The organism is Kitasatospora sp. NPDC057738 (assembly GCF_042798815.1).
Taxonomy (GTDB): Bacteria; Actinomycetota; Actinomycetes; order Streptomycetales; family Streptomycetaceae; genus Kitasatospora; species Kitasatospora lactacystinica.
In genome coordinates, this window is sequence record NZ_JBHVJT010000027.1 from 37,620 (window position 1) to 62,823 (window position 25,204).

The 25,204-nt window shown below is 73.1% G+C and carries 21 protein-coding genes and 1 pseudogene; 5 read left to right on the forward strand and 17 right to left on the reverse strand.

Going from position 1 to position 25,204, the window contains the following annotated elements:
- Positions 1-92: 92 nt before the first annotated feature.
- Positions 93-494, forward strand: a pseudogene (locus ACFVGO_RS17100) (AAA family ATPase); the annotation flags it as partial.
- A 30-nt stretch (positions 495-524) separates the two neighbouring features.
- On the opposite strand, the gene ACFVGO_RS17105 reads toward ACFVGO_RS17100, so the two are convergent.
- The 12 genes from ACFVGO_RS17105 to ACFVGO_RS17160 all read right to left on the reverse strand — a co-directional run bounded on the left by ACFVGO_RS17105 (position 525) and on the right by ACFVGO_RS17160 (position 13,972).
- Positions 525-2,042 carry a S41 family peptidase gene (locus ACFVGO_RS17105; RefSeq protein WP_380632483.1) on the reverse strand — a complete coding sequence of 506 codons (1,518 nt, stop codon included), beginning with the start codon at positions 2,040-2,042 and terminating at the stop codon, positions 525-527.
- 299 nt (positions 2,043-2,341) lie between these two features.
- Positions 2,342-2,992 (reverse strand): Pr6Pr family membrane protein, encoded by a 651-nt coding sequence (locus tag ACFVGO_RS17110; RefSeq protein ID WP_380349507.1) that lies wholly within the window; start codon positions 2,990-2,992, stop codon positions 2,342-2,344.
- 137 nt (positions 2,993-3,129) lie between these two features.
- Complete coding sequence (locus ACFVGO_RS17115) at positions 3,130-3,819, reverse strand: response regulator (protein ID WP_380632567.1); 690 nt, start codon at positions 3,817-3,819, stop codon at positions 3,130-3,132.
- A gap of 74 nt (positions 3,820-3,893) precedes the next feature.
- Positions 3,894-5,162 carry a sensor histidine kinase gene (locus ACFVGO_RS17120; protein ID WP_380632486.1) on the reverse strand — a complete coding sequence of 423 codons (1,269 nt, stop codon included), beginning with the start codon at positions 5,160-5,162 and terminating at the stop codon, positions 3,894-3,896.
- Positions 5,159-6,136, reverse strand: a complete 978-nt coding sequence (locus ACFVGO_RS17125) for a hypothetical protein (RefSeq protein WP_359900073.1) — start codon at positions 6,134-6,136, stop codon at positions 5,159-5,161. Before ACFVGO_RS17125 ends, ACFVGO_RS17120 begins: the two co-directional genes overlap by 4 nt.
- An 81-nt stretch (positions 6,137-6,217) precedes the next feature.
- On the reverse strand, positions 6,218-6,772 hold the full coding sequence (locus tag ACFVGO_RS17130) for a GNAT family N-acetyltransferase (protein WP_359900075.1): 555 nt from the start codon (positions 6,770-6,772) through the stop codon (positions 6,218-6,220).
- 94 nt (positions 6,773-6,866) lie between these two features.
- Positions 6,867-7,820, reverse strand: coding sequence for a hypothetical protein (locus ACFVGO_RS17135; RefSeq protein ID WP_380632491.1), 954 nt, complete (start codon positions 7,818-7,820; stop codon positions 6,867-6,869).
- A 221-nt stretch (positions 7,821-8,041) separates the two neighbouring features.
- Positions 8,042-9,109, reverse strand: a complete 1,068-nt coding sequence (locus ACFVGO_RS17140) for a hypothetical protein (protein WP_380632493.1) — start codon at positions 9,107-9,109, stop codon at positions 8,042-8,044.
- A gap of 43 nt (positions 9,110-9,152) precedes the next feature.
- Positions 9,153-10,211, reverse strand: coding sequence for a hypothetical protein (locus ACFVGO_RS17145; RefSeq protein ID WP_380632496.1), 1,059 nt, complete (start codon positions 10,209-10,211; stop codon positions 9,153-9,155).
- A gap of 85 nt (positions 10,212-10,296) precedes the next feature.
- Positions 10,297-11,358, reverse strand: coding sequence for a hypothetical protein (locus ACFVGO_RS17150; protein WP_359900081.1), 1,062 nt, complete (start codon positions 11,356-11,358; stop codon positions 10,297-10,299).
- 4 nt (positions 11,359-11,362) lie between these two features.
- Positions 11,363-13,474 carry a hypothetical protein gene (locus ACFVGO_RS17155; RefSeq protein ID WP_380632499.1) on the reverse strand — a complete coding sequence of 704 codons (2,112 nt, stop codon included), beginning with the start codon at positions 13,472-13,474 and terminating at the stop codon, positions 11,363-11,365.
- 21 nt (positions 13,475-13,495) lie between these two features.
- A complete protein-coding gene (locus tag ACFVGO_RS17160; protein ID WP_380632502.1) occupies positions 13,496-13,972 on the reverse strand; it encodes a hypothetical protein in 477 nt (158 codons plus the stop codon).
- A 306-nt stretch (positions 13,973-14,278) separates the two neighbouring features.
- Here ACFVGO_RS17160 and ACFVGO_RS17165 point away from each other — a divergent pair, with 306 nt between their 5' ends.
- From ACFVGO_RS17165 to ACFVGO_RS17180, 4 genes are all read left to right on the forward strand, one after another.
- Positions 14,279-15,496 (forward strand): CoA transferase, encoded by a 1,218-nt coding sequence (locus ACFVGO_RS17165; protein WP_380349554.1) that lies wholly within the window; start codon positions 14,279-14,281, stop codon positions 15,494-15,496.
- A 2-nt stretch (positions 15,497-15,498) separates the two neighbouring features.
- The gene (locus ACFVGO_RS17170) at positions 15,499-16,641 is read left to right on the forward strand and encodes an acyl-CoA dehydrogenase family protein (RefSeq protein ID WP_380349489.1); all 1,143 of its coding nucleotides are present in this window, start codon (positions 15,499-15,501) and stop codon (positions 16,639-16,641) included.
- 71 nt (positions 16,642-16,712) lie between these two features.
- Positions 16,713-17,927 carry an acetyl-CoA C-acetyltransferase gene (locus ACFVGO_RS17175; protein ID WP_359900090.1) on the forward strand — a complete coding sequence of 405 codons (1,215 nt, stop codon included), beginning with the start codon at positions 16,713-16,715 and terminating at the stop codon, positions 17,925-17,927.
- Between the two features lie 89 nt (positions 17,928-18,016).
- Positions 18,017-20,194 carry a 3-hydroxyacyl-CoA dehydrogenase NAD-binding domain-containing protein gene (locus tag ACFVGO_RS17180; protein WP_380632506.1) on the forward strand — a complete coding sequence of 726 codons (2,178 nt, stop codon included), beginning with the start codon at positions 18,017-18,019 and terminating at the stop codon, positions 20,192-20,194.
- Between the two features lie 75 nt (positions 20,195-20,269).
- On the opposite strand, the gene ACFVGO_RS17185 is transcribed toward ACFVGO_RS17180, so the two are convergent.
- The 5 genes from ACFVGO_RS17185 to ACFVGO_RS17205 all read right to left on the reverse strand — a co-directional run bounded on the left by ACFVGO_RS17185 (position 20,270) and on the right by ACFVGO_RS17205 (position 24,907).
- Positions 20,270-21,043, reverse strand: a complete 774-nt coding sequence (locus tag ACFVGO_RS17185) for a MerR family transcriptional regulator (protein WP_359900094.1) — start codon at positions 21,041-21,043, stop codon at positions 20,270-20,272.
- 103 nt (positions 21,044-21,146) lie between these two features.
- On the reverse strand, positions 21,147-21,275 hold the full coding sequence (locus ACFVGO_RS17190) for a hypothetical protein (protein WP_380349484.1): 129 nt from the start codon (positions 21,273-21,275) through the stop codon (positions 21,147-21,149).
- Between the two features lie 191 nt (positions 21,276-21,466).
- Positions 21,467-22,510 (reverse strand): 2-oxoglutarate and iron-dependent oxygenase domain-containing protein, encoded by a 1,044-nt coding sequence (locus ACFVGO_RS17195; protein ID WP_359900096.1) that lies wholly within the window; start codon positions 22,508-22,510, stop codon positions 21,467-21,469.
- Between the two features lie 349 nt (positions 22,511-22,859).
- The gene (locus ACFVGO_RS17200) at positions 22,860-23,507 is read right to left on the reverse strand and encodes a response regulator transcription factor (protein ID WP_359900097.1); all 648 of its coding nucleotides are present in this window, start codon (positions 23,505-23,507) and stop codon (positions 22,860-22,862) included.
- Entirely contained in the window at positions 23,459-24,907 is a 1,449-nt protein-coding gene (locus ACFVGO_RS17205) for a histidine kinase (RefSeq protein WP_359900099.1), read from the reverse strand. Before ACFVGO_RS17205 ends, ACFVGO_RS17200 begins: the two co-directional genes overlap by 49 nt.
- Between the last annotated feature and the right edge of the window lie 297 nt (positions 24,908-25,204).

Sequence of the window (25,204 nt, forward strand, 5' to 3'; positions counted from 1 at the left end):
GCGACGGCGAAAATTCCCCCTTGCTGAACATCGTTGTGGGGAACCTCCCCCCGTGGGGGGGGGGGTTCGCCACCTTGGTGTCGTGGCGGTCCCTCCCGCAGCGCCTCGACCTGCTGGACGACGAGCGCTCGGTCGTGGAGAACGTCAAGCTGTTCGCCCCCGGCGCCGGGGACAACGCGGTCCGCGCCCGGCTCGCCCGCTTCCTGTTCCGCGGGGCCCGGGCCGACCAGCCCGCCGCCACCCTCTCGGGCGGCGAGCGCTTCCGCGCGACACTGGCCGCCCTGCTGCTGGCCGACCCGCCGCCGCAGCTGCTGCTGCTCGACGAGCCGACCAACAACCTGGACCTCGCCAGCGTCCGCCAGCTCACCCAGGCGCTGGCCGCCTACCGGGGGGCGCTGATCGTGGCCAGCCACGACCTGCCGTTCCTGCGCGGCCTGGGGCTCACCCGGTGGCTGGAGCTGGACGGCGAACTGCGGGCGGTGAAGCCGATGTAGCGCCTGGCGTCGCTGCCGTGCCTGCCGTTGTTACTCCCGGTCGCCCTGGGTGTCCTGGTCGGCCCGGTTGCCCTGGTCGCCCTGGTCGGCCTGGGCGTCCTGCCGGGCCCGGTTGCCCTGGTCGGCCCGGGCGTCCTGCCGGCCCCGGGCGTCCTCGACGAGCATCCGGCGGGCCGTGCTCAGGGCCGAGTCCCTGAGCGCGGCCAGCTCGTCCGGGGTGAACACCGGGGTGCGGACGTTCGGCGGGATGCCCGGTCCGTCGAAGGTGCCGCCGTTCCGGGTGAGGTACTTCTCGTTCGGCAGGCCGACCATCAGGTCCGGCGAGAGCTTCTTGATCATCACGTCGGAGAAGACGCCCTGGGTGTTCTCGCCGACCCGCAGCACCTTGGGGGAGCGGCCCATCATGGCCTGGGTGAAGGTCTCCGCCGCACTGGTGGAGATCGAGGAGGTGAGCACCGCCACCGGGCCGTTGAAGCGCGCGCCCGCCGAGGGGCGCACGGTGACCGGCTCGGGCCGGGTGAACCTCGCCGGGTCGGCCGGGTCGTTGCGCGCCACCTTCCGGTAGGCGACGTAGGGGCGGTCGGTGAGCCGGGCGGCGATGTGCAGCCCGAGCGCGTCCGAGCCGCCGCCGTTCAGCCGCACGTCGACGACCAGTCCGGCCGGGCGGTCCGGGCCGGCCAGCAGGGCGTCCAGCGCACGGTCCAGCTCGTCGAGCTGGCTCTGGTGGCCGCCCGCGGCGTACCTGCCGAAGCTGCTCACCCGGAGGTAGCCGATGCCGTCGGGGAGCCGGCCCACGCCGAGCCGGCCGTTGGCGAAGAGCTGCTCCGGACCGGTGAGCCGGGCGGCCGAGGCCTGCCGGGCGCGGGCGGTCAGCTCCTCGGTCTCCTCGGTCGACCCGGGCCGCTGCCCGCCGAAGACCAACTCGGGGTGCCCGTCGACCGTCCGGGCCAGTGAGGTGTGGGCGTCGCCGAGCGGGCGGAGCATGTCCACGAGGACGGCCTGCAACTGGTCGACGGTCGTCGTCGGAGTGATCGTGCGCCGCTTCTCGTCCCGGACGGCGTGCCAGTCGATTCCCTTGGCGGCGAAGAAGGGGTAGTTCTCCTCGAAGTTCTCCCAGAACCGGTCGAAGACCGCGAGCGGGTCGTTCGCGGCCGGCGTGGCGCACAGCGGCGGCAGGGCGTCCAGACGCCTGAGCGTCTTGCTGCCGACCCCGCCCTCCTCGCGCTCCACCGCCCGGTTCCGGCCCCGGGGGGTGAGCGTCAGGGCGTTGTCGCCCATGCCGTAGCGAGTGGTGCCGTCCGGGCCGGGCGCCGCGGTCCGCGTCCCGGTGATCCACCCCGGCACGCAGCTGTGCGCCGTCACGTCGTAGGTGGTGAGCCGGTCCCCGGAGACCGCGACCAGCAGGCCGTAGCCCTCCGTCCGCCAGACCCCGTCCAGCGGGTTCGCCCGCCCTTCCTGGGCCGCGGCCGCCCCCGGCGCCGCCAACCCCACCGCCGCCGCGAGCGCCACCGCCGCGGCCGTCGCCCTGCCCGTGCTCCAGCGTGTCATCTCCGGCCTCCGCCGAACCCCGGTCTCCCCCGCGGAACCCCTCCGCCACCGCTCCCGGCCGACGCTACGGCGGGCCCCACCGCCCGGGCGTCATCCGGCGAGCCGCAGCCGCTTCCTCCTGCGGGCCCATCCGCTTCCTCCTCAGGGCTCATCCGGGCCCGGGAGGAATGGTCCCCGGTGGTCTCGACAGCGGACCGGTGCGCCGTCGGCAGGAGTTCGCCGCGGCTGAAGGTCTGCGTGGCGGAAGGTCCCCGCGGCCGAAGGTCCGCGTGGCTGAAGGTCTCCGCGGTGGACGGGCGTCAGGCCTGCGGCGCGGGCCGCAGCCGGCCCGCGATCCGGGTCCCGAGCCGGTCCAGTCCGACGACGAGGGCGGCGAGCACCACGAACTCGACGGTCAGCAGGGCGATCTGGCCCCAGACGTAGCCGTAGCCCTTGGTGGTCGGGTCGAAGAAGAAGTAGGGGTAGGGCATCGGGTAGTCGTCGAACAGCGCGTTGCGGGCGAGCACGATCGCCGCGTAGCCGAGCGGGAAGCCCAGCCAGAGCGGTATGTCCTTCCAGGCCGCGGCGTTGCGGGGCTTGAGCACCAGCCAGTCGACGATCACCAGGACCGGCGTCACGTAGTGCAGGAAGAACGACGACCAGTGCGCCAGCCTGTCCGGTCCGCTCACCAGCCCGGGCAGCGGGTTGGCGCCGTGTTCGAGCAGGACGTGCGAGACCAGTCCGGTGATCAGGATGTACAGCGTGGCGGCGCCGCGCAGCCGGGGCGCGGGCGCGTCCACGGTGCCGCGCTTGAGCATCCAGTACACCGCGCCGATGAAGTAGCCGAACACGATCACGTTGCTCTGCACGGTGAAGTAGACCAGCGGCGCGGTTCCGAGGATCAGGCCGAGGCCCGCCGAGAGCACGATGCCCATGCGCCACCACAGCGCGGGCCGGGTCCGGACAGTCATGCGGCCACCAGTTCGTTCCAGGCGATACGGGAGGTATCGGAGGTTTTCGGGGGAAACCCGCACTCTACTCGCTGGTGACGATCGGGTGGAATCCACGTTCGATTCGCGCGGCGCCGAGAAAGCCGTTTGAGCGGATGTCAGCCCGGCAGTACGAAGCCCGACTCGTACGCCGCGATGACCGCCTGGGTGCGGTCCCGGGCGCCCAGCTTGGCCAGCACGCTGCCGACGTGCGTCTTCACCGTCTCCGGGCTCACCACCAGCTGCTGCGCGATCTCGCCGTTGCTGAGCCCGGAGGCCATCAGTCGCAGCACCTGGCCCTCCCGCTCGGTCAGCCGCCGGATCGGCCCCCGGCCCGCCCGGTCCGCCCGCTCGGCCTCCCGGCGCCGGTCCGCACCGTGGCGCAGCGCGAGTTCGCGGACGGCCGCCGGGAACAGCAGTGAGTCGCCGCGCGCGACCAGCCGCACCGCCTGCACCATCTCCTCCGCCCGGGCCCGCTTCAGGAGGAACCCGGTGGCGCCCGCGCGCAGCGCGTCGTACACGTGGTCGTCGTGCTCGAAGGTGGTGACGACCAGGATGCGCGGCGGCGCGGCCATCCCGTTGACGAGCTGTTCGGTGGCCCGGATGCCGTCGATTCCGGGCATCCGGACGTCCATCAGCACCACGTCAGGGCGCAGTTCGCGCACCAGCGGGACGACCTGGGCGCCGTCGGCGGCCTCGCCGACCACGGTGAGGCCCGGTTCGCTGTCGATCACCACCCGCAGGCCCAGGCGGACCAGCCGCTCGTCGTCCGCGATCACCACCCGGATGCTGTCCGCGGCCCGGCCCACGCCTGCGTCCGCGCCTTCGCGCTCGCCCGCGCTTTCGTGCTCGTTCACGCCTTCGTCCGCGCCTTCGTGCTCGTTCACGTCGTCCCTCCCACCGGCAGCCAGACGGCCAGCCGCCACGTCGTTCCGTCCTCGCCGGGCCCCGCCGTGCTGCCGCCGTGCAGGGCCGCCGCCCGTTCCGCGATCCCGCGCAGTCCGCGTCCGCCGCCGGGGCGGCTCGGCCGGGCGGGGCCGAGCGGGTTGGTCAGCTCGATCTCCAGCCGGTCGCCGGCCAGCCCGACCCGGAGCCCGGCCGACGCGGGCCCGGCGTGCCGCAGCACATTGGTCAGGCCCTCCTGCACGATCCGGTACGCCTCGCGGGAGACCGCCCCGGGCAGGCCGCCCAGCCCGGGCGCCAGCTCGGCGTCCACCGCGACCCCGGCCCGGCCGAGCTGGCGCAGCAGGTCGTCGAGCCCGGCGAGGGTGGGCCCGGACGGCTCGGCGGCCTCCGGGTCCTCCTCGCGCAACAGGCCGAGGACGGCGTCGAGTTCGGCGACGGCGCCCCGGGCGGTCTCCTCGATCGCCGCGAGCGCCTCGGCGGCGAAGTCCGGGTTGCTGCGCAGCACCCGGGCCGCGGCCGAGGCCTGGATGCCGACGGCGCTGAGCGCGTGCCCGACCGAGTCGTGCAGCTCGCGGGCCAGCCGGTTGCGCTGGGCGAGCACGGTGGCCCGGCGCTCGGCGGCGGCCACCCGCTCCTCGGGGGTCGGGCCGAGCAGGACGGGCGCCCAACGGGCGAGCAGCGCGCCGCAGACGGCGTTGGTGCCGACGATCAGCAGCAGCACGCCGAGGCCGAGGGCCGGGCCGGTGACCAGCCAGCCGGGGAAGTGCCGCTCCCACATCCGGACGAACTCCTCCGTCCCCGCGAAGCCGAGGACCAGGACCACCGCGAAGGGGGTGCCGGCCAGCGTCATCCCGGCGACCACCCCGCCGAACAGGACGTGCAGCACGTACCAGAGCGCGGTGCGCCGGCGGGCGGTCCAGGAGCGGGCCGGTCCGGTGGCGAGCTCCTCCGGCCGGGCCACCGCGCACAGCGCCCGCGCGGCCGCGCCCTCCAGGCCCCGCACCGTCGGCACCAGCGCGGTGATCGCGGCCATCGGCAGCGAGGTGAGCAACGACAGGACGTACATCAGCAGTTGGCGGGCGGGCGACTGGTCCGGGTCGAGCGCCCCGTACAGCACCACCGACAGCATCCAGTACGGCATCAGCAGCGCGCCGCCCAGCACCAGGTGCACCCAGCGCAGGCGGGCCCGACGCCCCAGCGCGGCCCCCGCCGCACGCCGCAACCGGCGGCCCACCCCCGTGATCACCCGCGCGACTCTACGGCAGCGGCGCGCCGGCGGGCGCCCCATTCGGTCAACGCCGTCGCCCCGACCACCAGGACCAGCACCGAGGCCACCACCTGGGCGCTCTGCACCAGAGGTGTCAGCCCGGGCACGGCCGTCCGCAGCTCGGTCACCCGGGTCGTCGTCACCCCGAAGGCCACCAACTGCCAGCAGCCCCAGCCGAACAGCGAGCCGGCCGCCGTCCACACCACCAGCAGCGGCCCGAGCGCCCGGCGCCCCGGCCGGATCCGGAAGACCAGGACCAGCAGCGCCGCCGCCGCGGCCACCGCCATCACCGCGGCCACCCCGTCCATCACCGCCACGCCCCGGCTCCGGGCCTCGGCCATGTCCCGCGGAAGTCCGGCGGTGCCGCCGAGCGCCCAGTAGGCGCGGACCGCCGCGACGCCCGCGGCGAGCAGCGCGGCGACGCAGGCGAGGACGCGCTGCACCGTCAGGGTGGGGGAGTCGGGCAGGTCGCCGATCCGCTCCCGCAGCAGCCCGGCCCAGCGCCGCCGGGCGTACAGGGCGAAGGCGGTGAGCAGGGCGAGGCCCTGGACGGCGAAGCCGCCGTACACGACGAGGAAGACCCAGTCGCCGATGCCCTTGTCGTCCGGGTCGCCGCGCTCCGGCCCGAGCACCAGGACGCTCAGCAGGTACAGCGGCAGCGCGATCAGGATCGTGCCGAGCAGCCCGGTCGCCACCCACATCGGGAACGCCACCAGTCCGGCCGGCGCCCGCCGCCCCCACGGCCGGGCGAACGCCAGCGCCAGTGCCACGGCGATCGCGTCCATGCCGAAGGTCAGCAGGTTCACCAGCCACAGCCGGTCCATCTCACCGGGGGCGTCCGACCCCACCGGGTGCCCGGTCAGCCAGAGCAGCTTCAGCGTCAGGTACGGCCCGGTCGCCGCCACCGCCGTCCACGCCGCCCCGGTCCGCACCGCGTGCTCGTTGATCCTCATGCCCCCACCGTCCCGCCGGGCCCCGCCCCGGGGCCTCCACCCACGGTCCGATCCCGCTCCCCCCGGCGGGGGATCTCCGGCTCAGGCCGGTGCGACGGCCGTGGCCATCCGGTGGATCACCCGGTCCTCCTCGTCGGTGCGGCCGTCCGGGTCGGCGACCAGCCCGAGCCGCTCGGCGAGCCGGCGCGAGGGCAGGTTGTCCGCGTGGATCAGGGCGATCACCGGGATGCCGGGGTGGCGCGGCAGCCCCTCGGCCATCGCGGCCCGGGCCGCCTCCGCCGCGTACCCCTTGCCCCACGCGGACGGCCGGAACCGGTAGTAGAGGTTGAACACCCGCTCCCCGTCCAGGGTGTGCAGGTAGAGCCCGGCGAACCCGATCACCGCCCCCGGGTCCTCCCGGGTGGCGACGGCGCAGTACCCCACCCCGTCCCGCACCCAGTCGGCGACGAACCCGTCCAGCATCTCCTGCGCCTGGGCGATGTCCCGCTGCGGCCCGTTCGGGTTGTACCGGTTGGTCTCCGGATCCCCGTGGATCGCGAACATCGCCTCCAGGTCCCCCTCTTGGGGCCGCGTCAGCACCAGCCGCTCGGAGACGGCGACGATCGTGCGGGAGGTCGGGTCGGTGGTGGTGGTCATGGCGTTTCCCCATGTCTCGCGTAATAGTTCCATCGCAAGATAGGCCATTACCCGGAGGCTCGTCCGCCCATTTTCCGCCTGCGGGAGGGGGCTGCTACAGGATCGGCTCGCAGCCGATCGCCTTGCCCCCGGCGGTGAGGAACTGCGTCCAGGTTTCGTCGCTGTTGCCGAAGAGCCGACCCGGCTGTCCCAGCGTTTGGATCCGGAAGTAGGTGGGGCGGCCCTGGCAGGTCACCTCGATCTCGTCCCGGGGGATGGGCCCCACCCAGTTGGCGCGGCCGAACGCCGGCGAGGTGCCCTTGTTGCCACCGGGCGCCCGGAGCCGGGGCTCGGTACCGATAACGAGGGCGGAGGTCTTCTCCTGGTCACCCATCGGCGTGATCGTGCAGCTCCACAGAGGGTAGGACCCAGCGGCCACGACCTCCTTGTAGCGCTTGCCGGGAGAGCGGTCGACAGTGAGCCCCGGTAGCCCGCAGACGGCGTCGCCGCCGAGCTCGTGCTCGGTACCGGCCTGGGCCAGCTGGTGCGGCGCGGGCAGCGGGGTCCTGCCGCAGCTGCGCTGGTCCGCGACGCGGTTGGCCGTCGACACGGCGAACCGGGCGAGGTTCAGGGCGTCGGGCTCGGCGGTGCCCTCCGCACGGACCTCGACCCGCAGTCCGTTGGGGCAGTCCGCCGGGAGCAGCGCCCATGCCCACGAGCCGTGGACGGCGCCGATCGCCCCACCGTCCGCCGAGGCGGTGAACGGCTGGGCGCCGGGGTCTGCGGGGAAGTGGAAAAGGTCCTTGCTCTCACCGAGGGCAACCACGACGCGTCGGTCGTCACCGAAGATCCCGTGGCTCACTGTCGCCCTGCACTGCGCCGTGCCGCGACCCACGTCCCCCTTGTACGGGTCCGCGCTGACCTTGCCCGACCCGAGTACGTCGTTCAGCGCGTCCGCACTCACCGCGCCGTCGCACACGCTGTCCGGTCCGAACCTGTTGGTCAGATTGTCCGCCAGCAGCGCCCACCCGCCGATCGCCAGGCCGACCACCAGACCGACCGCTGCCATCGCCACCGCCCCGGCTCTCAGCCGAAGCCCCGGGGTGGTGAACCCGCGTCGGTCGAGCGCCGCGTCGACGCGTCCGGCGAGACCCGTGGCGGAGCCCTCCGGTTTGTCCTCGCGCTTGTCTTCCGCGGTGTGCTGTTCCCCGTTTGCTGATCGGTCCGTTGGATTGTTGCGTGCGGCTGCGGGCGGCCGGTTGGGAACCGGCAGCCCGCAGGAGGGGGCTGCTACAGGATCGGCTCGCAGCCGATCGCCTTGCCCCCGGCGGTGACGAACTGCCGCACCAGGTCCTTCTGGTCGGGGAAGAGGAACGGCTTTTCGAGGCCCGAGGTGATCCCACCGGTGACAGTGAAGAAGACGTCCTTGCCCTGGCACGTGGTGACGAGCGTTCCGTCTGCCACCCACTGGGCCCGCCCCGGATCGGACGTGGTCACGCCGTCCTTCCGGACCAGGGCGGTGGTCCGCGGCTCGGTCGTGATCGCGAATTCCTGCACCCGGCTGTCGTACCGCGGGTCCCCGCCGATCCGGCACGACCAGATCGGGGCGGTGGCGGTGGTGACCTGCTGCGGCATGCGCCACAGGGCCTCGGGGTTCCTGGCGGGTGCGAACCCGGGCAGGCCGCAGAGGTTGGCCCAGTCCGGGTCCGTCTCGGCGCCCTTCTCCGACAGGGTCGTCGGCATCGGGAGTGCCCCGTTGCCGCACCCGCGTGCCTTGGCGAGGCCATTGGCGAAGGCCGCGGCCAGACGGGCCCTGGTCTCGTCGTGGCCCTGCACGTCGGCGCGCACCTCGGCACGCACGCCCTTGTCGCACCCCTCGGGGAGCACCGCCCACGCGTCGTCGGGCGTCACGGAGCCGACCGAGCCGCCGGAGAACAGCCGGGCGTCCGAGGCGGCCAGCGCGCCCGGCCCGTCCTTCGCATTGCGGACGGGGGTGAACCGCACGGTCTTCTCGGAGGTCTCGAACAAGCCGGAACGGACCGTCGCGGTGCAGCTGTTCCCGGTGGATTCCTCCGTGGCCGAGAATCCTCTCCGGCGCTCGCCGATCCGCCCGGAGCCCAGGAGGTCGTGCAGTTGGTCCGCCGTGGCGGCCCCGTCGCACACGCTGTCCGGCCCGCCGACGTTGGTCAGCCGGTACACCGCGAACCCCGCCGCCCCCACCGGGACGAGCGAGAGCGCCACCACCACGGCGGTCACCCGCAACCGCAGGCCCCGCGTGGTGAACCCCCGCCGGTCGAGCGCCGCGTCGACGCGCCCGGCGAGGCCTGCGGAGGCCTTGTCCACGTCTTCGCTCCCCATCGTGTGCTCGCTCCCTCGTCTGCGTGCTTGTCGGTCGGACCGGTCAGACGATCGGCTCGCAGCCGATCGCCTTGCCCCCGGCGGTGAGGAACTGCGTCCAGGTGGTTTTGCTGTCCGGGACGAGGTCCCAGAAGCCGTTGAGGTCCATCCGGAAGTAGGTGGGCCGGCCCTGGCAGGTCGCCACCATCTCGTCGGGCTTGATCCAACGGGCCCGGCCGACGCTCGGCTCGTCCTTCGGGGGAGCCGGGAGCAGCAGCCGGGGCTCGGTGCCGATGGTGAAGGAGATCGAGGACCGCGGGTTCGCGTCGGAGCGGATGAGGCAGGTCCACATCGGGTCGGTCGCGGTGGTCACCGTTTCCCTGAAAACGGGGCCTCCGGGGGTTTCGGGGACGGTGATCCCCGGAAGGCCGCAGACGGCGTTTCGGTCGAGATCGTGGTCCTGGCCGGCCGGGGACAGCTGATGCGGCGCGGGCATCGGTGACGTGCCGCACCCCTGTTGTGCCGCGATGCGGTCGGCCGTCGACACGGCGAGTGCGGCGAGCTTCCCGGCGCCGGGTCGTTCGCCGCGGTCCGCCCTGACGGTGACGCGTTGCCCGCTGTCGCACCCTTGGGGAAGCAGCGCCCAGGCCCGGTGGTCGAATGCCGCGCCGGACGCACCGCCGTTGGCCGAAGCGCCGAACAGTCTGGCCTCCGAGTCCTGCGCGACGACGGAGAGGTCGGGGTTCTTGCGAAGCTCCACGGTGACGGACCGCTCGTCGCCGAAGACCCCCGAACTCACCTTGGCCATGCAGAGGGCGGATCCGTTGCGCAAGTGCCCGTCGCCGAAGGCCTGATCACTGACCTTGCCGGGCCCGAGTGCGTCGTTCAGCAGATCCGCGCTCACGGCGCCCCCGCACACGCTGTCCGGCCCGAACGCATTGGTCAGGTTGTCCACGAGGAACGTCCCCGCCCCTGCCGCGACCACGGTCACCGCCACCACGGCGACCGCCGCCCGCACCCGAAGCCCCCAGGTGGTGTACCCCTTCCGGTCGAGCGCGGCGTCGACGCGTCCGGTGAGGCTTGTGGCGGATTCGTCGGGTTTGACCTCGTGCGTGTCTTCCACGATGCGCTGTTCCCCGTTTGCTGCTCAGTCGGTTGGATTGTTGCGTGCGGCTGGTAGGGAACCGGCCGCCCGCAGGAGGGGGCGGCTACAGGATCGGCTCGCAGCCGATCGCCTTGCCCCCGGCGGTGAGGAACTGCTCCCAGGTCTCGCTGGTGCCGGGGAGCGGCCCCTGGACGGTGATGTCGGAGTCCATCCGGAAGTAGGTCGGCCTGCCCTGGCAGGTCGCCACCACTTCCCTGTTCGTCATGGGGGAGCCGGCCCAACGCGATCGGCCGAATGCGGGGGAGGCGTCCTTCTCGGACAGCGGGCCGCGGACCCGGGGCTCGGTTCCGATGGAGAAGGAGATCGCCGAACGGTCCTGGTCCGTGCCGATCCGGCAGACCCACAGCGGATCGAACGCGGTGTTCACGCTCTCCTTGAACTCCTTGCCCCCGGCAGTACCGGAGGCGGTGAACCCGGGCAGGCCGCAGACCGAGGCGGAGTTCAGCTCGTGTTCCTGTCCGGCCGCCGACAGTTCGTGGGGTGCGGGGAGCGGCGACTTCCCGCACCCCTTGTCCGCTGCCAGGCCGTTCGCCGCAGCCACGGCGAGTCGGGCGAGTTTCCCGGCACCGGGTCGGCCGTTGTCGCCCGACCTGACCTCGACCCGCAACCCGTTGCCGCACCCCTCGGGGAGGAGCGCCCAGGCCCGGTCGTCGCGGGCCGCCCCGGTCGCGCCACCGTTCGCCGAGGCGGCGAACAACCGGTCTCCCGAGTAGGCCAGGTAAGGGCCGAGGTCGTCGGCCTGAAGGACCTGCACGAAGACGGACCGGCTGTCACCGAACACCCCGTGGCTCACTGTTGCCGTGCAGAACGCCCCGCCACTGGGTGATTGCCAGGCGCCGTTCGTCTCGCTGTCGACCGGTCCGGACCCGAGCGCGTCGTTCAGGGCAGCCGCACTCATCGCACCGTCGCACACGCTGTCCGGCCCGAACGCATTGCTCAGGTTGTCCGTGAGGAATGCCCCCACTCCTGCCGCGACCACCGTTACCCCCGCCACGGCGACCGCCGCCCGCACCCGCAGCGGCCACGTGGTGAAGCCCCGTCGGTCGAGTGCGGCATCGACCTTGCCGACCGGCCCGTTGGAGGTCTCGCGCTGTTGTCCCGACACAGGATCACCCCTTTCCGAAGGCCGCAGTGTGGGCCTGGGTGATCGACGTCTGGTAGTGGACGTTGGCCGAGTCGGCCAGTTGGCCGAGGAGGAGGTCGCGGTCCGGTATGCCGAACTGATGAGCCTTGTCGAGGAGCATGGCCTGCACCTGCGACCGGCCCAAGGTGTAGAGCTTGCTCAGGTCGCCCTGTGCCTTGGTGTCGATCTCCGAGCTGACCTTGGCCGCCCACTCGGACGTGGCAACGTCGACGTACCGCTGGGCTATGTCCCCCACCGGCAGCCAGTTGGCGCCCGGCAACATGTTCGCCAACGTGCCGACGTAGTGGTAGTCCATCTTGGCCTTCCAGTTGGCCTTGAACTGCAAGTCGGACTTGTGGTCGGTGATGGTGTCCGCCTGGACGGCGTCGAGCGCGCCGAACGCCTTGCCTGCCTGGTTGACGAAGTCTTCGAATTTCGGATCCGGGCGGCCGTTGACGTCCTTGAAGGCCTCCGGTCCGTATTCGGCCATCCGTCGGGCCACCTCCTGCGTCTCGGCCAGGTGGATCAGGGAGTACGACTCCGGGTCCTCGGCGGTGCCCCGGATCACCCGGAGCAGCTGTTCGCGGGTGGTGTTCAGTCCGCCGGGCTCGGAGGGGCCGGGGAGGTCCTTGCTGAGGATGTCGTGGGTGTCGGTGATGTACTCGCTGATCATGTTGGCCATCGGACGGCGAAGCGCGGAGTACATGGCGTTCTCGTTGCCCGCCTTGTCCCCGCCCAGAGTGGAGAGTGCGGTATCCGTGATCCGCGTCATCGTCGCGTCGTGCGGGCGCACCGGTGGCTGGCCGGGGCCATGGCCGGTCGCGGCGGACTCCAGCATCTCCGCGAACATCCGGTGGGAGGTGTCGCGCAGGACGCTCTGGGGAAGCTTGCTCTCCTGGCCCTCGTCGAGCCAGTTACGCTCTTTGAGCAGGTAGACGAGGTTCTGGTTCTTGCTCGGGTCGAGGAATTCCTGGGTCGTGGCCACGTCGCCCTTCATCATCCTCAACAGTGGGGCCAGCGGGTCGCCCTTCTGGGGGTCGTTGACCCAGTTCGGACCCCACAGCTCCTCGCCCTTGACCTTGCTGGAGGCCTCGAAGTCGAGCAGGTCGGTGCCGACCCGGCGCACGAAGGCCTTGTCGAAGTCCCCCTTCGCCTCCATGAGCGAGGTCAGCGCCGGGTAGTTGTCGTTCCACCCGGCCGCCGAGCCGCCGGGGCGGCGGGCTGCCGCGAAGAGCCCGTCCTGCCACTCCTTGCCCATCCCGCCGTCGCGGGTGGCGCTGGCCAGGGCGACGGACAGGTTCTTGTAGACGTCCTGGTAGCCCGCGGCGTTGTGGTTGCCGTGGGCGAGGCCGTCGTAGACCTTGCTGTACTCCAGCAGGGCCTCGGGGCCGGTCTTGCCGCCGGCGTTGAGGCCGTTGAGCAGGGTGGTGGAGAAGTCCTTGTTCTCCGCGTTGGCGGCCATCAGGGCCTGCAACTGCTTGAGCTGGTCGTCGGAGAGGCTCCCGGCCTTGGACATCAGGTCCGTGGCCCGCTTGGCGTCGGCGACCGGGCCGGCGCCGTACGGGGCGGCGTTGAAGGCGGTGGTGCTGGTGCCGATGTCACCCTGGAGGGCTGCGGTGGCCCGCTGGTCGGCGGCAGAGGCCTTCTCCACGGCCTTGCCGAGCCGGTCGGCGACCGCCTGGGCGTTGGCCCGGATGGTGCGTTCGGCCTCGGGGTCGTTCCTGGACTCCTTCGGCACGGTCCAGTTGACCGCACCGTCCGCGGTGACGCTCAGGGTGGTGTCGGCCTGGGCGTCGTGGAGTGCCGTGTCGAGGTCGCGGCGGGCGGCGGCGAAGTCCTCGGCGGCGGTCTTCATGATCGCGGCGAGGGCGGTGGCGACGGCCGAGGCCTGCTTGAAGTCGCCGTCGATGCCCTGCATCGCCTTGGTCGCCTCGTCGGCGGCGTCGCCCTTCCAGCCGGCCCGCTGGGCGGTGCTGGTGAGGTCCTTGGCGACCCGGCCGTCCATGGAGGTGAGGGCCTTGGCCACGCCGGCCCAGGCCTCGGCGGCCTCGTTCACCCCGGAGAAGTCGGCCTCGTGCAGTTCCTTGAAGGACACCATCTCTTCGTTCCCCCTTGCCTTCTACCGACCCGGGCGGAAGCCGGCGGCGATGGCGGCTTCGTTGGACCGGTAGTACTGCTGCGTCCGGTCGAGGTTGTTGGCGGCGCTGCCGAGCTTGCCGTGCAGGGTCTTGCACTGCTGCAGCCAGCGTTCGGTGCTGCCGGTGAGGGCGCCGCCGAAGGAGAAGCCGCGGATCCTGGTCGACGCGGTGCTCGCGTACTCGGTGAGGCTGTGCGCGCCCGCGCCCGCCTTGCCGTTGGCGTTGTCGAGGTCGGTGGCGATCTGGCGGGCTATCGCGGCGGAGGCGGTGAGCTCGTACGGGGTGTCCAGCCGGGTGGTGGCCTTGCCGGGCGGCATGAGGGGGAGCGGCGGCACGGTGGTGTCGCTCGGCTGTGCCGGATTGGCGTACGGCGATTTCGCGGCGTACGTGGACACCGGGCCCGGCATCGGGTCCTTGGCCGGTGCGACCGGTCCCGTGACGAAGTTCGGGCTACCCATGTGCGGAAATCCTCCCCATTCGGCGATGCGGCCGCTCCCCTGCGGCATGACGACCGTACAGGGGGGCACTGTCAGTGCACTGACCCACCCTCCGTCATTCCGGATGCGCGGGGAGTGGCCGGGCTCAGCGGGGCCCGGCCGAGGGGGAATTGGCGGTTCGGCGCGTGGGCGGAGGTCTTGTTACTGGCGAGTCGCTTGCCTATCATCCCGAGTGTTACAGCTTTACTGTCAAACCCGTCGGGAAGGGTTCAGCTGCCAGTGGGTGACGCGAGCGGTGCGCCGGAGGCCGGGGGGCCGCTGGCGGGTGTGCGGGTGGTGGAGCTCGCCGGGATCGGGCCGGGGCCCTTCGCGGCGATGCTGCTGGGGGACCTCGGGGCGGACGTGGTGCGGGTGGACCGGCCGGAGCCCTCTCCGCTCGGCACCGATCCGGCGTACGACCTCAGCAACCGCAACAAGCGCTCGGTGCTGATCGACCTGAAGTCCCCCGAGGGCCCCGGGCGGGTGCTGGACCTGGTCGAGCGGGCGGACCTGCTGATCGAGGGCTACCGGCCCGGTGTCGCGGAGCGCCTCGGCGTCGGGCCGGAGGCGTGCCTGGCGCGCAACCCGGCGCTGGTGTACGGGCGGATGACCGGCTGGGGGCAGCACGGCCCCCGGGCGGCGACCGCCGGGCACGACCTCGGGTACGCGGCGGTCGCCGGGGTGCTCGGGATGGTGGCCGCGCCGGGCGGGGCCGAGGAGGCCCCCGGCATCCCGGCCAACCTGCTGGGCGACTACGCGGGCGGCTCGCTCTACCTGGTCGTCGGCCTGCTCGCCGGTCTGCACCACGCCCGGGCCACCGGCACCGGCCAGGTGGTGGACGCCGCGATCGTGGACGGCGCGGCGCACCTCGGCAGCATGCTGTGGGGCCTGCTGGCGGCCGGTCACTGGCAGGACCGCCGGGGCGTCAACCTGCTGGACGGCGGCGCGCCGTTCTACGCGCTCTACCGGGCGGCCGACGGCGGGCACCTGGCCGTCGGCGCACTGGAGCCGCGCTTCTACGCCGAGTTCGCCCGGCTGCTGGAGCTGGGCCCGGACGCGCCCGGCCAGTACGACCCGGCCCGCTGGCCCGAGCTGCGGGCCCTGATCGCCGCCCGCTTCGCCACCCGGACCAGGGCCGAGTGGGAGGCCGTCTTCGCGGGCTCGGACGCCTGCGTGGAGCCGGTGCTGACGATGCGTCAGGCCGCCGTGGACGGCCACCTGTCGGCGCGCGGGACGTACGTCGAGGCGGACGGCGTCACCCAGCCCGCCCCGGCCCCGCGCTTCTCCGCGACCCCCGGCGCCCTGCGCCGCCCGCCGGCCCGGCCGGGCGCGGACACCGGCGAGGTGGCCCGCGACTGGGGCGTCCCCTCCCTCGATCCCGACGTCGCCTCCCCGGAACCCGGCGCCCCGCCCCGCGACCCCGGCGCCCCCTCCCCGGAGCCCGGCGCCCCGCCACTCGGCCCCGGCGCCCCGTCCCCCAACCCTTCGGCAGAGCAAGGAGAGTAGCGTTGCAGCGCGAGATCTTCACCGAGCAGCACGACGACTTCCGGGCCACCGTGCGGGCCTTCCTGGCCAAGGAGGTGCTGCCGCACTACGACCGCTGGGAGAAGGCCGGCATCGTCGACCGCTCCGCCTGGCTCGCGGCCGGCCGCCAGGGCCTGCTCGGCCTCGCCGTCCCCGAGGAGTACGGCGGCGGCGGAACCCCGGACTTCCGCTACGCCGCGGTGCTGGCCGAGGAGTTCGCCCGGGCCGGCGCCTCCGGCCTGGCGATCGGCCTGCACAACGACATCATCGGCCCGTACCTCACCTCGCTCGCCACCGAGGAGCAGAAGCGCCGCTGGCTGCCCGGCTTCTGCTCGGGCGAGCTGATCACCGCGATCGCGATGACCGAGCCCGGCACCGGATCCGACCTCCAGGGCATCCGCACCCAGGCGGTCGACGAGGGGGACCACTACCTGCTCAACGGCGCCAAGACCTTCATCTCCAACGGCATCCTCGCCGACCTGGTGATCGTGGTCGCCCGCACCACCCCCGAGGGCGGCGCGCACGGGCTGAGCCTGCTGGCCGTCGAGCGCGGAACGCCCGGCTTCGAGCGCGGCCGCAACCTCGACAAGATCGGCCAGAAGGCCCAGGACACCGCCGAGTTGTTCTTCGAGGACGTCCGGGTGCCGAAGGAGAACCTGATCGGCGAACTCAACGGCGGCTTCGTCCACCTGATGCAGAACCTCGCCCAGGAGCGGCTCACCATCGCCGCCGCGGCGATCGCCGGCGCCGAGTACCTGGTCGAGATCACCACCGACTACGTCAAGCAGCGCGAGGCCTTCGGCCGTCCGCTCGCCAAGCTCCAGCACGTCCGCTTCGAGATCGCCGAACTGGCCACCGAGTGCGCCGTCACCCGGGCCTTCGTGGACCGCTGCATCACCGAGCACAACCGCTGGGCGCTCACCCCGGCGGACGCCTCGATGGCCAAGTGGTGGGCCACCGAGCTGCAGAAGCGCACCGCCGACCGCTGCCTCCAACTGCACGGCGGCTACGGCTACATGAGTGAGTTCCCGGTCGCCCGGGCGTTCACCGACGGCCGCATCCAGACCATCTACGGCGGCACCACCGAGATCATGAAGGAGATCGTCGGCCGTTCCCTCCTCGGCTGACCTTCCACCCCCGAGCTTTCGGGCGACCCCGCCCACCCCCTGCCCCGAAACCCGCTGAAAGGCGTTCCACCGTGACCACCGAAGCGTACGTCTACGACGCGATCCGCACCCCGCGCGGCCGGGGCAAGGCCTCCGGCTCGCTGCACGGCACCAAGCCGATCGACCTGGTCGTCGGACTGATCCACGAGCTGCGCAACCGCTACCCCGGGCTGGACCCGGCCGCGATCGACGACATCGTGCTCGGCGTGGTCAGCCCGGTCGGCGACCAGGGCTCCGACATCGCCCGGATCGCCGCCATCGCGGCCGGCCTGCCCGACACCGTCGCCGGCGTCCAGGAGAACCGCTTCTGCGCCTCCGGTCTGGAAGCCGTCAACCTGGCCGCCGCCAAGGTCCGTTCCGGCTGGGAGGACCTCGTCCTGGCCGGCGGCGTGGAGTCGATGTCCCGGGTGAAGATGGCCTCCGACGGCGGTGCCTGGTTCGCCGACCCGATGACCGCCTACGAGACCAATTTCGCCCCGCAGGGCATCGGCGCCGACCTCATCGCGACCATCGAGGGCCTCTCCCGCACCGACGTGGACGCCTTCGCCGCCGAGTCCCAGGCCCGCGCCGCCAAGGCCCAGGCGGACGGCCTGTTCGACCGCTCGGTCGTCCCGGTGCGCGACCGCAACGGCCTGGTCGTGCTGGAACGCGACGAGTTCATCCGCCCCGGCACCACCGTCGAGACCCTGGCCGGCCTCAAGCCCTCCTTCGCCGCCATCGGCGAGGCCGGCGGCTTCGACGCCGTCGCCCTCCAGAAGTACCACTGGGTCGAGGCCATCGACCACGTCCACCACGCGGGCAACTCCTCCGGCATCGTGGACGGCGCGGCGCTGGTGGCCATCGGCAACCGCGAGGTCGGCGAACGGTACGGGCTGCGCCCGCGCGCCCGGATCGTCTCCGCGGCCGTCTCCGGCTCCGAGCCGACCATCATGCTCACCGGCCCCGCCCCGGCCACCCACAAGGCGCTCGCCAAGGCCGGGCTCACCGCCGCCGACATCGACCTGGTCGAGATCAACGAGGCCTTCGCCGCGGTCGCGCTCCGCTTCATCCGCGAACTCGGCTTCCGCCACGACCAGGTGAACGTCAACGGCGGCGCGATCGCGCTCGGCCACCCGCTCGGCGCCACCGGCGCGATGCTGCTCGGCACCGTGATCGACGAACTGGAGCGGCGCGACCTGCGCTACGGCCTGATCACCCTCTGCGTGGGCGGCGGCATGGGCATCGCCACCATCGTCGAGCGCATCTGAGCCAGCCCGTCGCCCGCCGCCACCCTTCCCGGGACACGCGGGGCGTGGCACCTCCTCCGCAGACCGGTAGACCTGGAGACCGTGAACCCATGAGCGACACCACCACCATCCGCTGGGAGCAGGACCAGGACGGCGTGGTCACCCTCGTCCTCGACGACCCCGCCCAGTCCGTCAACACCATGAACGAGGCCTTCGCCGCCGACTTCGAGACCGTCGTCGCGCGGCTGGCTGCCCTGGCGTCCTCGGACGCGCTGCGCGGCGTGGTGATCACCTCCGGCAAGAAGACCTTCTTCGCCGGGGGAGACCTGCGGATGCTCTCCGCCGCCCGCCCCGAGGACGCCGCGGCCGTCTTCGAGAAGTCGATGCGGATCAAGCGCTCGCTGCGCACGCTGGAGACCCTCGGCAAGCCGGTCGTCGCCGCCCTCAACGGCAGCGCGCTCGGCGGCGGTCTGGAGATCGCCCTCGCCTGCCACCACCGGATCGCGCTGAACACCCCCGCCGGCCGGATCGGCCTGCCCGAGGTGACCCTCGGCCTGCTGCCGGGCGGCGGCGGCGTGGTCCGTACGGTCCGCCTGTTCGGCATCACCGACGCCCTGCTGAAGTTCCTGCTCCAGGGCCGCCAGTACCGTCCGGCGCAGGCGCTGGAGCACGGACTGGTGCACGAACTGGTCGACACCCCCGAGGAGCTGGCCGCCCGGGCGCGCTCCTGGATCGAGGCCAACCCGAGCGCCGTCCAGCCCTGGGACGTCAAGGGCTACCGGATCCCCGGCGGCACCCCGGCCACCCCGGCCTTCGCCGCCAACCTCCCCGCCTTCCCGGCCAACCTGCGCAAGCAGCTGAACGGCGCGCCCTACCCGGCCCCGCGCAACGTCCTGGCCGCCGCCGTGGAGAGCGCCCAGGTGGACGTCGACACCGCGATGGCCGTCGAGGCCCGCTACTTCACCGAGCTGGTCTGCGGACAGACCAGCAAGAACATGATCCAGGCGCTGTTCTTCGACATGCAGGCGGTCAACTCCGGCGCCGGACGCCCGAAGGACGTCGAGAAGCGGCCGGTCCGCAAGGTCGCGGTGCTCGGCGCCGGGATGATGGGCGCGGGCATCGCCTACGCCTGCGCCAAGGCCGGCATCGACGTCGTGCTCAAGGACGTCAGCGTCGAGGCCGCCGAACGCGGAAAGGCCTACTCCGAGGGGCTGCTGAACAAGGCCGTCGCGCGCGGGCGCTCCACCGAGGCCGGGCGCGACGAGCTCCTGGCCCGGATCACCCCCACCGCCGAGGCCGCCGACCTGGCCGGCTGCGACGCGGTGATCGAGGCCGTCTTCGAGAACACCGAGCTCAAGCACAAGGTGTTCCGGGAGATCGAGGGCGTGGTCGACGCCGACGCGCTGCTCTGCTCCAACACCTCCACCCTGCCGATCGGCGTGCTCGCCGAAGGCGTCGAGCGCCAGGGCGACTTCATCGGGCTGCACTTCTTCTCGCCGGTCGACAAGATGCGGCTGGTCGAGATCATCCGCGGCCCGCGGACCGGGGACGAGGCGCTGGCCCGCGCCTTCGACCTGGTCCGGCAGATCGACCGGACCCCGATCGTGGTCAACGACTCGCGCGGCTTCTTCACCTCGCGGGTGATCGGCCAGTTCCTCAACGAGGGCGTCGCCATGGTCGGCGAGGGCGTCCACCCGTCCAGCATCGAGCAGGCCGCCGCCCAGGCCGGCTACCCCGCCAAGGTGCTCTCCCTGATGGACGAGCTCACCCTCACCCTGCCGCGCAAGATCCGGGACGAGTACCGGCGCTCGGTCGAGGCCGTCGGCGGCACCTGGACGCCGCACCCGGCGGACGCGGTGGTCGACCGGATGGTCGACGAGTTCGGCCGCCCCGGACGCAGCGGCGGCGCGGGCTTCTACGAGTACGGCGAGGACGGCAGGCGCGGGCGGCTCTGGCCGGGGCTGCTGGAGCACTTCCCCGCAGGGGCGGCGGACGTCCCCTTCGAGGACCTCAAGGAGCGGATGCTGTTCAGCGAGGCGCTGGACTCGGTGCGCTGCCTGGAGGAGGGCGTGCTGACCTCGGTCGCCGACGCCAACGTCGGCTCGATCCTCGGCATCGGCTTCCCGGCCTGGACGGGCGGCGTGTTCCAGTACATCAACGGCTACGAGGGCGGCCCGGCCGGCTTCGCGGCCCGCGCCCGCGAACTCGCCGCCGCGTACGGCGAGCGGTTCGCGCCCCCGGCGCTGCTGGAGCGGGTGGCGGCCGAGGGACGGACCTTCACGGACTGACCCGACGCCCTGCTCGGATCCCGGTGGGGCCGTGCGCCGCACGGCCCCACCGGGCCTCCGCCCCTACCCGTACCCCTATGCCTGTACCTGCTCCTGGGCCTGTTCCTGTTCCTGGGCCTGCTCCTGCCCTTGCTCCTGGCGCAGTTCCTCGCCCAGTTCCTCCCGCAGGTACCGCTGGAAGGCCGTGACCAGCGCCTGCGCCACCATCGGCTGAATGTGGTCCGTCAGCGCCCGCATCCGGGCCAGCTCCTGGGGCGCGGGCTCGCTCTCCCGGTACGGCTTCCACACCGTCTCGCGGAACAGCCGCTGCAGCTCCCGGGCCGTCGCCCGGCTGTGCTCCACCACCACCGACCGGGCGGCCAGCAGCGTCTCCAACGGGATCGGCACGTCCAGGATCCGCACGCCCAGCGGCAGCAGTCCGGGATCCACCCGGAACACCTCCGGATCCGCCGTCCGCTCCAGCGCCCCCATCGCGGCGAGCCGCCCGACCTGCTCCTCCGTCAGCCCCCGCCCGGCCCGCCGCTCCAGCTGAGCCCTGGTGGCCTCCTCCGGGGCCTCCGGCGTCCAGGACGCCACCAGCGCACGGTGGATCGCCAGGTCCAGCGGTGAGCTGTCCTGCGGCAACCGCGCCAGGTACCGCTCGATCGCCGCCAGCGTCAGCCCCTGCCGCTGCAACTCCTCGATCAGCTCCAGCCGGTCCAGGTGCGCGGCCCCGTACAGCCCCACCCGCCGCGGCCCCAGCTCCGGCGGCGGCAGCAGCCCCTTCGTCCCGTAGAACCGCACCGTCCGCACCGTCACTCCGGCCCGCGCCGCCAGCTCGTCCACCGTCAGCCGCAACCCGACCCCCACTCCGCCGTGCTCCCCCACCCGCCGCCTCCCGCGCTGGCACACTCCTGCTGTGACAGCAGCAGTGTGACAGTGCCCGTCGCCCCGGGTCCATCGGTGCACCGGCTCAGGAGGACGGCCGGCGTCCGGTGGCGAGGCCGCGGGCGCAGCGGCGGAGCAGGTCGTGGGGGTAGGCGCAGCGGCGGGGCGCGGGGGAGACGAGCAGTCCGACGTCCACCAGCGCCTCGGTGAGCACGCTCTCTCCGCCTCGGGGCGCTGCCGGCGATCCGCTACGTGATGTCGGTCGTGTCGACCGTGTCGGTCCTGCCGCCGCTCCGACGGCGCTGGGCCGACGGGTCCCTCCGGCCCGGGCACCCCGCGTGGGGCCCGGGCCGGAGGGCTGCCGGTGGGGAGCATCGGTGCGGTGCGGACTCCGCGCCGCGGGGGTCAGGCGAGGGCGGCGTGGTGGCGGCGGGTGACTTCGGGGTGGGCCCTGGTGTAGCCCTTCCACTCGTTGAGGCCGAAGTCGGCGAAGAGCGGGTTGGCCGGGTCCTCGGTGGCGCCGGGGGCGTGGTGGGCGAGCGGGAAGTCGAGCGGCTCGATGTGGGCGTCGAGGCGGGGGTTGTAGAAGAACGGCACCGAGAAGCGCTCGCGGGCGCCGGGCGGGCTGACCACGCGGTGGCTGGTGGCCTTGAGGTAGCCGTCCGTGGCCACCTCCAGCAGCTCGCCGAGGTTGACGACGAAGGCGCCGTCGAGCGGCGGGACGTCCAGGAAGGTGCCGTCCGCGCGCTCGACCTGGAGGCCGCCGACGGTGTCCTGCAGCAGCAGGGTGATGAAGCCGTAGTCCTTGTGGGTGCCGACGCCCTGACCGGTGCCGTCCGGGGCGCTGCCGGGGTAGCGGACCAGCTTGAGGCGCAGGTGGGGGTGGCCCGCGAAGGCCTCGTCGTAGAAGTCGGGGCGGGCGCCGATCGCGGTGAGCAGCTCGTGCAGCAGGCGGCGGGCGACCCCGCCGAGGTGGTCGATCCAGCCGAGCGCGGCGGTGCGCAGCTCGGGGAGCGCCTCGGGCCACTGGTTGGGCCCCTCCAGCCACCAGTACGGGGGCTCGCCGGTGCCGGGGACGTGCGGGGGCAGCTCGGCGCCGATGTCCAGCTGGTCGCGCCAGTCCTGGCTGCCGCCGGTGCGCTCGTCGCCGGTGCGGGTGTAGCCCCGGTAGTGGGGGGAGTTGAGGTTGCTCACGGCGAGCCGGTCGGCCTCGGGGAGTGCGAAGAAGGCGCGCATGGCCCGGGCGAGTGCGGTGGTCTCGTCCGGGGTGACACCGTGGCCGACGAGCTGGAAGAAGCCGACGCCGGTGGCCGCGTCGCGGAGCTCGTCGTGCAGGCGGCGACGGTCCTCCGGGCTGCCGTCGGCGAGCGACAGGTCGATCACCGGGAGGGCGTCCGCCGGGGCGGAGTCGGTGCCGGTCTCGGATATGGGCGTGTACTGCTGCGTCATGTGTGACATCCGCTGGGTCTCGTCCCGGCTGGTCCCGGTGGTCGACCGGGGACGGCGGGAGCAGCGCCTGGTGCGGCGGGTGCTCGGGGAGCCGGGAGGTGGTGGCGGCCGGGCAGGGGCCGCCGGTGAGGGTGGGTGGCGCGAGGTTCAGCCGGAGCGTCGACAGGACATGGTCGTCACGCGGAGCAGGTCCACGTGGCGGCGGCGAACAAGGATGAGCACCTCACCAGCCTAATTGACCCGTTCTGCAGCAGGCGAGCCCCGTGCGGCGGAGGGCCACTCACCACTTGTCGGTGATCTATCAAGTTGTGCGGGGTCGATGCCGGAGCGCGGGCGATGGCGGCTCCTTTCAGGAGTTGTTGAGGTAGGCCAGGACGGCCAGGACCCGACGGTTGTCGTCATCGGAGGGCTGGAGGTCGAGCCGGACGAAGATCGACGCGGTGTGCTTGGCGACCGCCCGCTCGGTGATCACCAGCTGCTGGGCGATCGCCGCGTTGGACCGGCCCTCCGCCATCAGCGCCAGCACCTGCCGCTCGCGCGGCGAGAGGGTGGAGACCGGGCCGGCCGAGGAGTTGTGGGTGAGCAGTCGGGTGATCACCTCCGGATCCATGACGGTGCCGCCCTGGGCGACCCGCCGGACGGCGTCGATGAACTGGGTGCCGTCCATCACCCGGTCCTTGAGCAGGTAGCCGATCCCGCCGGTGCTGCCGGCGAGCAGCTCGCGCGCGTAGAGCTGCTCCACGAACTGCGACAGCACCAGGACGGGCAGGCCCGGGTGGGCCCGGCGGGCCGCGAGCGCGGCCCGCAGGCCCTCGTCCGTGAAGCCCGGCGGCAAGCGGACGTCGACCACGGCGATGTCGGGGCGGTCCGCGGCCACCGCGGAGAGCAGCTGCTCTCCGTCCTCCACCGCCGCGGTGACCTTCATGCCGTTGGCCTCCAGCAGCCGGGTCAGGCCGTCCCGGAGGAGGAAGAGGTCTTCGGCGATGACAACGCGCACGGGATCTCCAGGTTCACAATGGTCGGCCCGCCGGACGGGCTGCTGATCGCGAGCACCCCGTCGAAGGCGGCCAGTCGGCGTTCGGTTCCGCTGAGGCCGGTTCCCCGGGACGGGTCGGCGCCGCCGCGCCCGTCGTCGGTGACCGATATCCGCAACAGTCCGTCACTGTGCCCTATCTCGATCCACACCTGCGAGGCCCCGGCATGCTTGACCACGTTGGCCAGCAGCTCCGTCACCGCGAAGTAGGCCGCCGACTCCACCGGGGCGGATGCCCGGCCGGGCAGGTCGCCGCTGAAGCCGACCGGCAGCGGCATGTCCAGCGCCGTCGCCCGAACCGCGTCGGCCAGGCCGCGGTCGGCGAGCACCGGGGGGTGGATGCCGCGGACCAGGTCCCGCAGTTCGCCCAGCGCCTTCACCGAGGACAGCCGGGCCTCGGCCAGCAGCGGCCCGAGGGCGTCCGGATCGTCCTTCAGCTGCTCGGCCACGGTCAGCAGCATGCCCAGGGCCACCAGCCGGGCCTGCGCCCCGTCGTGCAGGTCCCGTTCGATCCGGCGCAGCTCGGCCGCGCCGGCGTCGATGGTGTCCGCCCTGGTCCGCGCGAGGTGGCTGACCCGGCGGGCGAGCTCGGCCCGCCGGGAGGGCCCGAGCAGGGCCCGGGCGGCCTTCTCGTGGAAGCGCAGGACCGGTGGGGCGGCCCACAGCACGGCCAACGGGGCGACGGTCAGACCCATCCCGTAGACGACGCCCAGGGCGAAGAACCGGCCGTTCCGGCCGAAGACCTCCAGGGCGACCGGGGTCAGCAGGACGATCGCGGCGGTGAGCAGCACGGCGGCGCCGGTGAGCAGGGTCCAGGCGATGTCCCGCCAGGTCGCCGGGTCGGTGAGCCAGCCGCCGGTGCGCAGCCGTCGCCAGGGCCCGGCCCCGACCGGCCGACGGTACGGCACCGGGATCGGCCGCCCGCTCCACTTCCCGACCGTCCGCCTGCTCTCGGTCGCGACCCAGCGGGCCCCGAACAGCCCGAGCACCAGCAGCGAGGGCGCCAGCCAGAGCGAGCCGGACCGGCCGCCGGGCGCGGCACCCCCGTAGAGGTGCGTCGCCATCAGCGCTATCGTCCCCGGGGCGAACAGCGCGGCGCCGACCGCCCGGCCGCCGCCCCCGGTGGCCCAGCAGAGCGCCCAGAGGGCGACCGGCCCCATCGGCACCAGCAGGATCAGCGGTCCGCCCGGGTGGAGGTCCAGGGGATCGTCCGGTCCGAACAGCGCGGAGGCCAGCAGGACCGGCCCCGCCAGCAGCGCGAGGAAGCCCGTCACGGCCAGCGTCGCCGCGTACCAGGCCCGCACTCCGTCCGCGCACGCCCGGCCGACCCTCAGGGCCAGTTCTTCCAGCACTCCCGCGTTCATGACGCGCCCCCTCTCCCTTCCGCGGCCCCCGTCCGGGGACCTCGGAGCCGCGGGCCCGGAGCGGCGGACCCGAAGCCGTCGCCCCGAAGCCCCGCGGACCCCGGTTCCGATCTTTCGACGGGTCAGTCTGCCCGTCCGGGTCGCCCGGCGCTCTAGGCCTGAACACCCAGTTCGGGGTGTATCTGGATACACCCCGCAGAGGCCGTCCAGACGGCTGTCGGCACCCCGCCGCGGATTCGTAGCGTCATGTCCCGTCAGCCGGCCCGGGGTTCCCGGGGCCGGACCCCGAACCGTGGA